7 protein-coding genes and 1 pseudogene are annotated in these 13,406 nt (G+C 70.7%); 5 read left to right on the forward strand and 3 right to left on the reverse strand.

Annotated features, from left to right (window positions below; all coding sequences use genetic code 11):
- Positions 1-411: 411 nt before the first annotated feature.
- A complete protein-coding gene (locus tag JR065_RS10345; RefSeq protein WP_206234045.1) occupies positions 412-1,053 on the reverse strand; it encodes a DUF4142 domain-containing protein in 642 nt (213 codons plus the stop codon).
- Positions 1,054-1,518: 465 nt separating this feature from the next.
- Between JR065_RS10345 and JR065_RS10350 the strand changes: the two genes are divergently transcribed.
- On the forward strand, positions 1,519-3,117 hold the full coding sequence (locus JR065_RS10350) for an APC family permease (RefSeq protein WP_206234046.1): 1,599 nt from the start codon (positions 1,519-1,521) through the stop codon (positions 3,115-3,117).
- A 138-nt stretch (positions 3,118-3,255) separates the two neighbouring features.
- On the opposite strand, the gene JR065_RS10355 is transcribed toward JR065_RS10350, so the two are convergent.
- Complete coding sequence (locus JR065_RS10355) at positions 3,256-4,914, reverse strand: M28 family metallopeptidase (RefSeq protein WP_206234048.1); 1,659 nt, start codon at positions 4,912-4,914, stop codon at positions 3,256-3,258.
- 224 nt (positions 4,915-5,138) lie between these two features.
- On the opposite strand from JR065_RS10355, the pseudogene JR065_RS10360 reads away from it, so the two are divergent.
- From JR065_RS10360 to JR065_RS10375, 4 genes and pseudogenes are all read left to right on the forward strand, one after another.
- Positions 5,139-7,997: pseudogene (locus JR065_RS10360) on the forward strand (M16 family metallopeptidase); the annotation flags it as partial.
- A 461-nt stretch (positions 7,998-8,458) separates the two neighbouring features.
- A complete protein-coding gene (locus JR065_RS10365) occupies positions 8,459-9,244 on the forward strand; it encodes a DUF72 domain-containing protein (RefSeq protein ID WP_206234051.1) in 786 nt (261 codons plus the stop codon).
- A gap of 562 nt (positions 9,245-9,806) precedes the next feature.
- Complete coding sequence (gene treA / locus JR065_RS10370) at positions 9,807-11,495, forward strand: alpha,alpha-trehalase TreA (protein WP_206234052.1); 1,689 nt, start codon at positions 9,807-9,809, stop codon at positions 11,493-11,495.
- Positions 11,496-11,550: 55 nt separating this feature from the next.
- On the forward strand, positions 11,551-12,246 hold the full coding sequence (locus tag JR065_RS10375; RefSeq protein ID WP_206234053.1) for an AIM24 family protein: 696 nt from the start codon (positions 11,551-11,553) through the stop codon (positions 12,244-12,246).
- A 357-nt stretch (positions 12,247-12,603) separates the two neighbouring features.
- Here the strand turns inward: JR065_RS10375 and JR065_RS10380 are convergent, their stop codons facing one another.
- Positions 12,604-13,374 carry a lytic transglycosylase domain-containing protein gene (locus JR065_RS10380; protein WP_206234054.1) on the reverse strand — a complete coding sequence of 257 codons (771 nt, stop codon included), beginning with the start codon at positions 13,372-13,374 and terminating at the stop codon, positions 12,604-12,606.
- Positions 13,375-13,406: the final 32 nt, after the last annotated feature.

Raw genomic sequence — 13,406 nt, forward strand, 5'->3', positions numbered from 1 at the left:
CGGGCCGGCGGGCCGACGCTGGCCGCTGAACTGCGCGGTATGCCTCGGTCAGGTCGCAGTGGGCACCGCTATCGAGTTTCGACATGCAGCGGATCGGCGAACTCCAGCGGCTGCCGGGTGATCAGTCGACAGTGCCGGCGCCGCCGTCTTCATTGAGCTTGCCTCAGACGACGCATAGCGCCTCCACGCAGGCTCACCGCCAGCCAGCGTTGCGGCCCGTTGCGACGGGCTTGCCAGTTAAAGCCCGCTGCGACCGAGTTGCTCCAGCGTGTTTCCCAGCATGCTTCTGCTTGAACCTGCCATTTAGGCTTGGCGGGGGAAAGCGCCAGGCCGGGCTTTCGCCGCGATCCAACGATCGGCACAGCGCCCTGCGCCACGCGCGGACCCGGCATCGCCAGGCCCGCACCCGGTTCACATCGACTTCTTGATCTCTTCGGCCTTCGCCAGATGCTGCTCGACGTGCGTGCGGGTTTCGGTCAGGTGCTGCTTGACCGGGTCCTTCGACGCCAGCGCCATCATCTTCGTGTCGATCAGCGACAGCGCCTGCTGGTGCCCGGCGATCATCGCGTCGATGTACGCGGCGGCATAGTCCTTGCCGGACTTCTGCCCCAGCGTCGCAAGTTCCCCGGCGCCCTTGGTTTCCAGTTCCTTGACCTCGGGCGTATCGGCCAGCGAGCCCAGCGACTTGGTCTTCTCCAGGTTCGCGGTGTGCTCCTTCTCCATCAGCTTGGCGTAGTCGAGCACCGCGCCGGTCACCTGCTTTTCCTGCGCCTGCTTGGCGGCGGCGATCTCGTGCTCGTTGACCTCGCCCAGCAGGCCCAGCGCCACATCGTCGCTGGAACTGGTGCGCGCGGCGCCTTCCGGCGCAGGACTGGCCTGGCCGACCGGAGGCGTGGTGGGCGTGGCGGTGCCGCCCACCGGCGTCGGTTCGGACGCCGCGCCGGCAGGTGCGTCCGCCGTGGGCGCCGGCGCGTCGTTGTTGTCGCCGTCGCGTTTGCAGCCGGCGACGGCCAGCGTGGCGGCGATGGACAGGACCAACAGTGAGTGCCTCATGTCCGGATCCTCTTGGTAAGGGGCGTCAAGCATCGCGCCGCCGGAGTGAAGACGATCATGCAGCGCGCATGAACCCTTCAGCTCACTGTCTGCGCAGGCGCCCGTATCGCGTCCCGCCATCGCGGCGGTGCTCCATGCCCAACCTGCGTCGCTCGGCCGGAGCCGCGGTCGGCCGGCGCGACGGCGGCACGCCTTCCTGTCGTGCTTCAACACCCGTCCGCGGCGCATCGGGATCGCGCTGCCATCGGCGTGCGCCACGTCGCGCGCGTCCGCGCTCCCATGGACGGAAGCGCAACCCGCGCAACCCGCGCAACCCGCGCAACCGCAGGCGATCTCGCCGCGGCACGAGCGGACCGGCTGAATCCGCACCGTCATCCGTCCACTGCCGCACACCGCGACCGCAGACGGCACGCGCCGGCTTCTGCGATCATCGGCGGCTTCCCGTTTCCGCTGCCAGGATTTCCCATGACCGAACCCGCACTGCGACGCGACGTCGGCCCGTTCGCGCTGATGCTGACCGGGCTGGGATCGATCATCGGCTCGGGCTGGCTGTTCGGCGCCTGGCGCGCGGCGGGCCTGGCCGGTCCCGGCGCGGTGTGGGCCTGGCTGCTGGGCGCGGCGATCGTCACCACCATCGCCCTGGCCTACGCCGAACTGGGCGCGATGTTCCCCGAGTCCGGCGGCATGGTGCGCTACAGCCACTATTCGCACGGCTCGCTGGTCGGCTTCATCGCCGGCTGGGCCAACTGGATCGCGATCGTGTCGGTGATCCCGGTGGAGGCCGAGGCCTCGGTGCAGTACATGGCGTCGTGGCCGTGGCAATGGGCGCAGGACCTGTACCAGCAGGCGCCAGGCGGCGCCGGCGAGCTGTCGCTGCCCGGGCTGGGCATCGCCGCGGTGCTGGTGCTGTGCTACTTCCTGCTCAACTTCTGGAGCGTGAAGCTGTTCGCACGCTCCAACAGCCTGATCACCGTGTTCAAGCTGGTGGTGCCGGCGGCCACCGGCGTGGCGCTGATCGCCAGCGGGTTCCACGGCGAGAACTTCTCGGTCGGCCTGCACGGCGGCGCGCACACCATCGATTTCGCCGCGGTGCTGACCGCGGTGGCCACCGCCGGCATCGTGTTCAGCTTCAACGGCTTCCAGAGCCCGGTGAACCTGGCCGGCGAAGCGCGCAATCCCGGGCGCAGCATCCCGTTCGCGGTGCTCGGCTCGATCGCGCTGGCCACGGTGATCTACCTGATCCTGCAGGTGGCCTACATCGGCGCGGTGCCGCCGGAGCTGCTGGCCAAGGCCGGCTGGCACGGCATCGATTTCCGCTCGCCGTTCGCGCAACTGGCGATCATCGTCAACCTGCACTGGCTGGCGATGCTGCTGTACGTGGACGCATTCGTCAGCCCCAGCGGCACCGGCATCACCTACACCGCGACCACCGCGCGGATGATCTACGGCATGGAGAAGAACGGCACGTTGCCGAAGGTGCTGGGCCAGGTGCATCCGCACTGGGGCGTGCCGCGCCCGGCGATGCTGTTCAACCTGGCGGTGTCGTACCTGTTCCTGTTCTTCTTCCGCGGCTGGGGCACGCTGGCGGCGGTGATCTCGGTGGCCACGATCATCTCCTACCTGACCGGCCCGATCAGCGCGATGGCGCTGCGCCGGCATGCGCCGGACCTGCACCGCCCGTTGCGCATCTTCGGCCTGCCGGTGCTGGCCGCCACGGCCTTCGTGCTGGCCACCGAGCTGCTGTACTGGGCGCGCTGGCCACTGACCGGCGAGATCATCGTGCTGATGCTGGCGGCGCTGCCGGTATACGCCTACTACCAGCACCGCCAGGGCTGGAAGGACTTCGGCCGCCACCTGCGCGGCGCCAGCTGGCTGATCGCCTACCTGCCGACCATCGCGCTGCTGTCGTGGGCCGGCAGCACCACCTTCGGCGGTCATGGCTACCTCAGCTACGGACCGGACCTTGCGGTGGTGGCGGTGGTCGCGCTGGGGTTCTATTTCTGGGGCGTGCGCGCCGGCTGGCGCACGCCGTCGCTGCAGCAGGCCTCGGCCGGCGCCGGCTGAGGCCGGCGGCGGCGTCGGCGCGGGACTCGGGACCCGGGACTCGGGACCCGAAGAACGGAAGTCGGTAGAGCTCCAAGGCGCGACGCTGCGCTTTTCCGAGTCCCGAGTCCCGAGTCCCCGGTCCCGATTCAACCCAGCCTACTGCCGCTGCGCCGCACTCGCATCGCGCGGCGCGCGGAACTCCGAGTCGCCGCTCCAGTTCGGCCACTGCGTCGAATTCGCCAGCTGCGCGCCCAGCGTGTACAGCACCTGCATGTCGCGCGCGGCGCCGGCGAAGGTCCAGCTCGGCAGCCACTCGTCGCCCGGCTGGTGGTAGCGCTTGGCGGTGTAGTCGTCCGACGCCGCCTTGCCGGCCTTGACGCCTCCGTCGACCCAGTCCTGCCCGGCCGAGAACGACAGCGCCGGCACGCCGCGCTTGGCGAAGGAGAAATGGTCGGAGCGGAAGAAATAGCCGGCTTCCGGCTTCGGGTCCGGCGTGTAGCGCAGGTCCCAGCCGGCGGCCACGCGCTTGAGCGCGTCGAGCAGGTCCAGCTTGGCGGTGCCGTAGATGCCGAAGTCGCGCGAGGGCCCGAACGGGCTCATGCCGTCCATGTTGATCACCGCCACCGTGGCGGCCAGCGGATACAGCGGCTTGGACGCGTAGAACTCCGAGCCGAGCAGGCCCTTTTCCTCGGCGGTGACCGCAAGGAACACCACCGAGCGCTTGGGCGCCGGCGCCTTGGCGAACGCGCGCCCCAGTTCCAGCAGCGCCGCGGTGCCGCTGGCGTTATCCAGCGCGCCGTTGAAGATGCGGTCGCCGCGCGCGTCCGGCTCGCCAACGCCGATGTGGTCCCAGTGCGCGGTGTAGATCACGCTCTCGTCCGGGCGTTCGCTGCCCGGCAGCCGCGCCACCACGTTGTGCGAGGTGATCACTTCCGACTTCACCGCGTAGTCGGCGGCCAAGCGCTGGCCCTTCAGTTCCACCGGCTTGAAGTCGCGCGACTGCGCCTGTTTCTTCAGGGCCTCGAAATCCAGTCCGGCGCGCTGGAACAGCTCCACCGCCAGGTCGCGCTGGATCCAGCCTTCGAGCGCGGGATGGGCGGCCTTGGGATCGTCGCGGACCACGTCGAACATGCTGTTGGTATTGGAACTGGCCACCGTGGCCCAGCCGTACGACGCCGGCGCGGTCTCGTGCACCACCAGCACGCCGAGCGCGCCCTGGCGCGCGCCTTCCTCGTACTTGTAGGTCCAGCGGCCGTAGTAGGTCATGCCCTTGCCGTCGAAGGCGCCCTTGCCGCTCTCGAAGTCCGGGTCGTTGATCAGCATCACCGCGATCTTGCCCTTCAGGTCCACGCCCTTGAAGTCGTCCCAGTCGCGCTCCGGCGCCTTGACTCCGTAGCCGACGAACACCAGCGGCGCGCCGTCGATGCGCACCTTGTCGCTGCCGTCCAGCGCCGCGCGGATCGCGACCTGCTGGCCCTGGTTCAGCGCCTGGCGCTCGCCGTCGCTGAGGATCGCCAGCGTCGGCATGCCGACGATGTCGGCGCGGCGCAGCGGCACCGCCTGGGTCCACGACCGCTTGCCGTCGTGCAGGTCGCCACCGGGCTGCAGGCCGGCGGCCTGGAACTGCGCGCTCAGGTAGGCCACGGTCTTTTCCTCGCCCGGCGTGGCCGGCGCGCGGCCTTCGTAGGCGTCGGACGCCAGCGTCTTCACGTCGGCGGAAATGCGCTGCGTATCGAACGCCGGCGCGGCGGGCGGCGCCGCCATCGATGCGTTGGATACCGCCAGCGCCAGCATGCCCATCATCGCTCGTTTCACCAATGGCCCCTTTTCGTGTGGCGGAAAAAACGCCCGGCGAGTGTAGGCGATCGGCCGCGCGCCGGGCGAGGCGGCCGACGCCGGTGCAGCGAGCCAGGCGGGCCTGCAGCGCGCGATGCGCGCGTCCTTGCGCGCCGCCGCCGCGGCGCGCGTGCCGTAAGTCACTAACCGCCGCCGCGGGCGGTGACTATGCTAGGCCGATCCTTCCTGCCGCAGGCCCCGCCATGACCCGTCCGTTGTCGCTGCTGATCGCAAGCATTCTTTCCGCGGGGATCGGCGCCGCCTGCGCGCCGGCGCTGGCGGCGCCGCAGACGCTGCAGGCGGCCACCACGCCGGACATCGCCTACACCCGTTTCACCCTCGACAACGGCCTGACCGTGATCGTGCACGAAGACCACAAGGCGCCGGTGGTGGCGGTCAGCATCTGGTACCACATCGGCTCCGGCGACGAGCCGGCCGGCAAGACCGGCTTCGCCCACCTGTTCGAGCACCTGATGTTCTCCGGCTCGGAGAACCACAAGGGCACCTATTTCCAGCCGTTCGAGCAGGTCGGCGCGACCGACATGAACGGCACCACCTGGTTCGACCGCACCAACTATTTCGAGACCGTGCCGACCACCGCGCTGGACACCGCGCTGTGGATGGAGTCCGACCGCATGGGCCACCTGCTCGGCGCGATCGGGCAGAAGGAACTGGATACCCAGCGCGGCGTGGTGCAGAACGAGAAGCGCCAGGGCGAGAACCGCCCGTACGGCCGCGTCGACCAGAACATCCTGTCCAACCTCTTCCCCGCCAACCATCCCTACCAGCACGACACCATCGGCTCGATGGAGGACCTCGACGCCGCGTCGCTGGCCGACGTCAAGCAGTGGTTCCACGACAACTACGGCGCCGCCAACACCACCCTGGTGCTGGCCGGCGACATCACCGTGGCGCAGGCGCGGGCCAAGGCCGAGCAGTATTTCGGCGACATCCCCGCCGGCAAGCCGGTGCCGCGCCAGCAACCGTGGATCACCCCGCTGGCCGCCTCGCGCCGCGGCGTGCAGCACGACCACGTCGCGCAGCCGCGGATCTACCGCACCTGGGTGGCGCCGCAGCTGGGCAGCGACGACATGCTGCAGCTGGACCTGGCCACCACCGTGCTCGGCGGCGGCAAGACCTCGCGGCTGTACCAGCGCCTGGTGTACCGCGACCAGCTGGTCGACGACGTGTCGGCGAGCATCCAGCCGTTCGCGCTGGCCAGCCAGTTGCAGATCCAGGCCGACGTAAAGGACGGCGTGGACCCGGCCAAGGTCGAGGCGGCGATCGCCGACGAACTGACGCGATTCCTCGCCGAAGGCCCCAGCGCCGACGAGCTGCAGCGCGCGCAGGTGAGCTACCGCGCCGGCTTCGTGCGCGGGCTGGAGAAGGTCGGCGGATTCACCGGCAAGGCGGTGATTCTCGCCGAAGGCCAGGTCTACCGCGGCGACCCCGGCGCCTACCGCAAGGACCTGCAGCGCGTGCAGGCGGCGACCGTGGACAGCGTGCGCACGGCCGCCGCCGCTTGGTTCGGCAAGGGCGACTACCTGCTGACCGTGCTGCCGGCCGGCGAAGGCTTCGACCCGGCCGCCGAGGACAAGGCGGTGGTCGCGCTCGGCGACGCGCCGGGACGGCCGGCGCCGAAGCTGCCGCCGGCGGCCAGGTACACGGTGGCCAAGAGCCGGCTCGACCGCAGCGGCGGCGTGCCGGAGACCCATCGGTTCCCCGACCTGAGCTTCCCGACCCTGCAGCGCGGCAAGCTCAAGAACGGCATCGAAGTGGTACTGGCCGAGCGCCACACCATCCCGACCACGCAGATCGAGCTGCTGTTCGATGCCGGCTACGCCGCCGACCAGGGCGGCAAGCTCGGCACCGCCAGCTTCACCGCCGCGCTGATGAACGAAAGCACGCGCAGCCTGGACTCGGTGGCGGTGGCGCAGCGCCGCCAGCGCCTGGGCGCCAGCACCGCGGTCGACTGCGACCTGGACAGCTGCAGCGCCTCGCTCGACGCGCTCAACGACCAGCTGCAACCGTCGCTGGCGCTGTTCGCCGACATCGTGCGCAACCCGGCGTTCAAGGCCGAGGACATCGAACGCATCCGCGGCCAGTGGCTGGCCGGCATCGCCCAGGAAAAGACCCAGCCGACCAGCCTGGCACTGCGCACGCTGCCGCCGCTGCTGTACGGCAGCGGCCACGCCTACGGCATCCCGTTCACCGGCAGCGGCACCGAGGCGGCGATCAAGTCGCTGTCGGCCGCCGACCTGTCCGGCTTCCACCAGCGCTGGCTGCGTCCGGACAACCTGCGCATCCTGGTCGCCGGCGACACCACGCTGGAAGCGATCATCCCGCAGCTGGACGCCGCGTTCGGCGACTGGCAGCCGCCGGCCGGCACCATGCCGAAGAAGAACATCGGCCAGGTCGCGGCGCAGCCGGCGCCGCGCGTGTACCTGATCAACCGCCCGGACGCGCCGCAGTCGCTGATCCTGGCCGGGCTGCTGGCGCCGTCGACCAAGGCGCCCGACAACCTGGCCATCGGCATGGCCAACGGCGCGTTCGGCGGCACCTTCACCTCGCGCCTGAACATGAACCTGCGCGAGGACAAGCGCTGGGCCTACGGCGCCGGCACCATGCTCAGCGACGCGCAGGGCCAGCGCCCGTACCTGTTCTACGCGCCGGTGCAGACCGACAAGACCGCCGAGTCGGTGGCCGAACTGCTGAAGGAAGCCAAGGCGGTGGTCGGCGAGCGGCCGCTGACCGAGCAGGAGATCGACAACATCAAGAACCAGCGCATCCGCGCCCTGCCCGGCAGCTACGAGACCACCGCCGCGGTGCTCGACGCGGTCGAGGGCATCGTGCGCTACGCGCGTCCGGACGACTACGTGCAGACGCTGAAGGCACGGCTGGAAGGCATCGACCAGGCCGCCGGCGACGCGGCGATCAAGCGCATCGTCAAGCCCGAGGCGATGACCTGGGTGATCGTCGGTGACCTGAAGCAGATCGAGTCCAAGGTGCGCGCGCTGGATCTGGGCCCGGTGCAGGTGATCGACGGCGACGGCAAGCCGGTCGCGGCGAAGGCGAAGGCGAAGGCGCAACCACGCGCTGACGGGTCGCTTCCGCGTCCAGTGCGAGCCACGCTCCTTGTGGAGCGGCGGCGGGTGCTCGCACCGTAGGTCGCGACAGGCTCGGCCGATGAGCCTGCCGCGACCGGAGTCGCTCCCACGAGACCGCTTTCCTTGAACTGGAAAGCGGCGAACCAGACATCGCCAGCGGGCGCTGCGCATGGCCGGCACCGCTAGCCATGCGGCGACGCCCGGCGACGACGCGCCTTCGGGAACGGTTCGCGGCGCGAGCGCGCAAGGCACGCGCTCGCGCTGCACGCGGCCGCCGCCATGGGCACCGTCGCAACGCCAACCGCAATTCGCTCCATGCACGCGTGCAACCGGCCATGGACACGATCGCCGCCCTTCACGGCCCGTGGCCGTGCCGCTTGCTATCCCGGGCGCCTGTCTTCGCCTGCGACCCGACCATGCCGACCGTCCCGCCCCGCGCCACCGCCGCACCGCGCATCCGCGTCGGCTGCGCCGGCTGGTCGATCGCTGCCTCGCAACGCGCGCTGGTCGGCGACGGCGCCAGCCAGCTGGCGCGCTACGCCACGCGTTTCGACGCGGTCGAGATCAATTCCTCGTTCTACCGCGCGCACCGTCCGGCCACCTACCAGCGCTGGGCCGACAGCGTGCCGGCCGATTTCCGCTTCTCGGCCAAGCTGCCGCGCACCATCACCCACGATGCGCGCCTGTACCGCGTGGCGCCTTTGCTGCAAGCCTTCCTCGGCGAGGTCGGCCATCTCGGCGACAAGCTCGGCTGCCTGCTGGTGCAGCTGCCGCCGAGCCTGAGCTTCGATGCGCGCACGGCAGCCACCTTCTTCGCGATGCTGCGCCGCCGCTGGCACGGCGGCATCGCCTGCGAACCGCGCCACGCCAGCTGGTTCACCGCGCGCGCCGATGCGCTGTGGCAGCGCCACGACATCGCGCGCGTGGCCGCCGACCCGGCCTTGAGCGCCGCCGCCGCGCAACCGGCGGGCGTGGCGGCGCCGGCCTACTGGCGCTGGCACGGCGCGCCGCGCATGTACTACAGCGACTACGCCGCCGACACGCTGCGAGGCCTGGCCGATCGCGTCGTCGCCGCCACGCCGCGGACCGGCCAGGCCTGGGTGATCTTCGACAACACCGCGCTCGGCCACGCCCTCGACAACGCCGCCACGCTGCAGGCGCAGCTGGACGCGGAAGGCATCGGCGTCGGCCCAGGCACCTGACGCAGCGCGTCACACGGACGCCGCCGACGTCCACGTCAGCCGTAAAGCGCGGACCGGCCACGCCGTCATGCACGAACACGCGCGCACCGGCAATCATGCCAAGCGGGCGGCGAACCTGTGGGAGCGACTTCAGTCGCGACGGGCCTTACCGATAGTGCGTCGCGACTGAAGTCGCTCCCACAAAAGCCCGCGCTTGCCGTAGACGCCTGTGTCGCATGCTCCAGGCGCTGGGCTTCGGGGCGCCTGCCCACCCCGGCGGACCCAGGCCATGGGCCCATGGCAATCGAACCGATGGCGGCCGCCTCCGACGCGCCGCGGAATCCGCGCCGCAGCGCGATTGGCCCCGCTCTTGCATCGCTCGGGCATGTCCCAGCCGTCCACCCTCCGATTCAAGCCAGCCGGCACATGGCCGATATTGCCAGATCGGCCGCCTGCGTCGTGCCTCGATCCGGATCGCGCTGCGCTTTCTTCCTTCGTCGGCACGCGGCCGCCACCGCCGCCGGCCTCCCGTCTCCTCCTTCGGTCGTTTACCATGCCGCACGCATCCTGCTCTGGACCCGATATGAGCCATGCTCCGTCCTGCTGCACTCCCCTGCTCGGCCTGTCGCTGGGCCTGCTGCTGGCCGCCTGCGACGCCCCTCCCGCGCATGCCGACACGCCGGTGCTCAACACCCCGGCCGCGCCGCCGCAGACGCCGGACCAGGCCTATCCGGAGCTGTTCGAGGCCGTGCAGCAGCAGGAGCTGTTCGACGACCAGAAGCACTTCGTCGACGCGCTGCCGCTGCGCGACCCGGCGCTGATCAACGCCGACTATCTGGCGCAGCGCGGGCAGCCCGGCTTCGACCTGCGCCGCTTCGTCGCCGCCAATTTCGAAGAGTCCGGCCCGGTGCAGACCGAGGCGATCCGCCAGGATACCGGCCTGCGCGAGCACATCGACGCGCTGTGGCCGCTGCTGGTGCGGCGCCAGGTGGACGTGCCGGCGCACAGCAGCCTGCTGTCGCTGCCGCACCCGTACGTGGTGCCGGGCGGGCGGTTCCGCGAGGTCTACTACTGGGATTCGTACTTCACCATGCTCGGCCTGGTCGAGAGCGGCGAGACCGAGCGCAACCGGCAGATGCTGGACAACTTCGCCTACCTGATCGACACCTACGGGCACATCCCCAACGGCAACCGCAGCTACTACCTGAGCCGCTCGCAGCCGCCGTTCTTCTCGCACATGGTGGCGCTGCAGGCCAAGGTCGAGGGCGAGGCCGCCTATCGCCGCTACCTGCCGCAGCTGCAGAAGGAATACGCGTACTGGATGGAGGGCGCGCAATCGCTGGCCCCGGGCAACGCCCACGCGCACGTGGTGCGGCTGGCCGACGGCAGCGTGCTCAACCGCTACTGGGACGCGCGCGACACCCCGCGCCCGGAAGCCTGGCTGCACGATACGCGCACCGCCGCCGAAGCCAAGGACCGGCCGGCCGCCGAGGTCTACCGCGACCTGCGCGCCGGCGCCGAGAGCGGCTGGGACTATTCCAGCCGCTGGCTCGGCGACCGCCGCACGCTGGCCACGATCCGCACCACCGCGATCGTGCCGGTGGACCTCAACAGCCTGCTCTACCACCTGGAAACGACCCTGGCCGTGGCCTGCGCCGGCAACCCGGGCGCGGCCGGCTGCGACACCGACTACGCGGCGCTGGCCGCCGCGCGCAAGGCGGCGATGGACAAGCACCTGTGGAACGACGCCGGCTACTACGCCGACTACGACTGGCAGCGGCGCGCGCTCAGCGACCAGGTCACCGCCGCGACGCTGTATCCGCTGTTCGCCGGCATCGCCACGCCCGCGCGCGCCGAACGCACCGCCCAGGCGGTGCAGGCGCAGCTGCTGCGTCCCGGCGGCCTGGCCACCACCGCGCTGCGCACCGGCCAGCAGTGGGACGAACCCAACGGCTGGGCGCCGCTGCAGTGGATCGCCGTGGACGGCCTGCGCCGCTACGGCCACGACGAACTGGCCCAGCGCATCGGCAGCCGCTTCCTGGCCCGGGTGCAGGCGCTGTTCGCGCAGCAGCACAAACTGGTGGAGAAGTACGGCGTGGACGCGCAGGCCGGCGGCGGCGGCGGCGGCGAGTACGCGCTGCAGGACGGCTTCGGCTGGACCAACGGCGTAACCCTGCTGCTGCTGGACCTGTACGCCGCGCCCGCGGCGCAGGCGCCCGCCGCGCGGTCGCAGGCACGCGCGCAGGCGCCGGCGGAAGCGGTCGAACCCTGAAGCGCTCGATCAAGGCGGTTATGATGCGGGCCCGCCAACGATGCAAGGATCGAGCATGAGCGTACGCACCCTGACAGAATTCCTCTCCACCACGCGCGAGAAGGACGCGTCGGCGGACGCCTTCGAGCTGGAAAGCCCGCACATGCTCGAGGTCCGCCTGGACGGCATGATCTGGGCCAAGGCCGGTTCGATGGTCGCGCGCAAGGGCGCGGTCAAGTTCACCCGCCAGGGGCTGATGGAACAGGGGCTGGGCAACCTGCTGAAGAAGGCGGTCAGCGGCGAAGGCATGCAGCTGATGAAGGTCGAGGGCCAGGGCCGCGTATACCTCGCCGACGAAGGCAAGAAGGTCACCCTGCTGCGCCTGGCCGGCGAGTCGATCTTCGTCAACGGCAACGACGTGCTGGCGCTCGAGGCCAGCATCGACAACCGCATCACCATGATGCGCAAGGTGGCCGGCATGCTGTCCGGCGGCCTGTTCAACGTGCGCCTGAGCGGCAACGGCATCGTCGCCATCACCTCGCACTACGAACCGCTGACGCTGCCGGTGAACGCGCAGACCGGCCCGGTGTTCACCGATCCCAACGCCACGGTGGCGTGGTCGGGCAACCTGACCCCGGAGATCGTCACCGACGTGTCGCTGGGCACGCTGTTCGGGCGCGGCTCGGGCGAGAGCATCCAGCTGCGCTTCGCCGGCGAAGGCTGGGTGGTGGTACAGCCGTACGAAGAAGTCGCGCTGCAGGCGAAGGACTGATTCGCGCGCGGCACGCAGCGTGCGGCCGGCGAATGCGCCGCGCGGCCCGCCGCATTTTGCGCCGCCCGCGCGTCGCACGCATCGCGCTTGTGCACGAAGGCGTTGCGCGGCGAACCGGTCGCCCGGTCGTGGCCGCGCGCTCCGTCGGCCGCTTCCTCGCCAGTTCGCGCCCAAGCAAGCTGTGGAGCGACTCCGGGTCGAAGGCTAAAAGCCCCTCTCCCCCCGGGAGAGGGGTTGGGGTGAGGGTACGCCCGCAGCCGGTCCGCTCGAACAGCACGAGGCTTCGCCGCCCCCTCATCCGCCGTGCGCGGCGCCTTTCTCCCGCTGGGAGAAGCTCCGTGCAACCGCCTGCCGACGCTACTGCGCCGGCGTCTCCACCTTGAAGCCCATCGCCTCGCGGTAGCGCTGGTACAGCGCCAGCACCTTGTCGATGTACTCGCGGGTCTCGGCATACGGCGGCACGCCGCGATAGCGCGCCACCGTGCCGATGCCGGCGTTGTACGCGGCCGCGGCGAGGGTGCGGTCGCCCTGGTAGCGGCGCAGCAGCGACTGCATGTAGCGCGCGCCGCCGGCGATCGACTGCTCGGCGGCGAACGGATCGGCCACGCCGTATTCCTTGGCCACCTCGGGCATCAGCTGCATCACCCCTTGCGCGCCCTTCGGCGACACCGCCGCCGCATCGAAGCCGCTCTCGGCATGCGCGATCGCGCGCAGCCAGGCGTCGTCCACGCCGGTGGCGCGCGCGGCGGCGCGGAACTGCTTGGCGTGCCGGTCCAGCTGCGGCTTGCCGACCTTGCCCAGCCCCGGGTGCGCCGGCTCGCCCGGCGGGGTGACCGCGGTGAAGCGCAGATACAGCCGGGACCCGGGCAGGTTGCGCGTGGAATAGACGGTGCGCCCGTCCTGTTCGCGCTCGTACAAGGTGCCGCTGAACACGCCCATGTTGCCCCACAGGTTCGGCGTGACCACCGCGCCATCGTCAAGCTGCTTGGCGGTGCAGACCGAGCCGGGCTCCGGCGCGGTGGCCAGGCTGACCGTGCCGTCGCGCACGCAGCGGTACACCGTGCGCGCCTGCGCGGGCAGCGGGCAGCACAGCGACAGCAGGATCAGGCAGGCGAACAGCTTGGGCATCGGATCGCGAAGGACGCGCCGGGACAAGGCGC

This window comes from Xanthomonas sp. (assembly GCF_017163755.1).
In the GTDB taxonomy this organism is placed as follows: Bacteria; Pseudomonadota; Gammaproteobacteria; order Xanthomonadales; family Xanthomonadaceae; genus Xanthomonas_A.

Coding starts and splice junctions, on each gene's coding strand:
- JR065_RS10345 (WP_206234045.1), bottom strand. CDS start 1,053: ATGAGGCACTCACTGTTGGTCCTGTCCATCGCCGCCACGCTGGCCGTC.
- JR065_RS10375 (WP_206234053.1), top strand. CDS start 11,551: ATGAGCGTACGCACCCTGACAGAATTCCTCTCCACCACGCGCGAGAAG.
- JR065_RS10380 (WP_206234054.1), bottom strand. CDS start 13,374: ATGCCCAAGCTGTTCGCCTGCCTGATCCTGCTGTCGCTGTGCTGCCCG.
- JR065_RS10350 (WP_206234046.1), top strand. CDS start 1,519: ATGACCGAACCCGCACTGCGACGCGACGTCGGCCCGTTCGCGCTGATG.
- JR065_RS10365 (WP_206234051.1), top strand. CDS start 8,459: ATGCCGACCGTCCCGCCCCGCGCCACCGCCGCACCGCGCATCCGCGTC.
- treA (WP_206234052.1), top strand. CDS start 9,807: ATGAGCCATGCTCCGTCCTGCTGCACTCCCCTGCTCGGCCTGTCGCTG.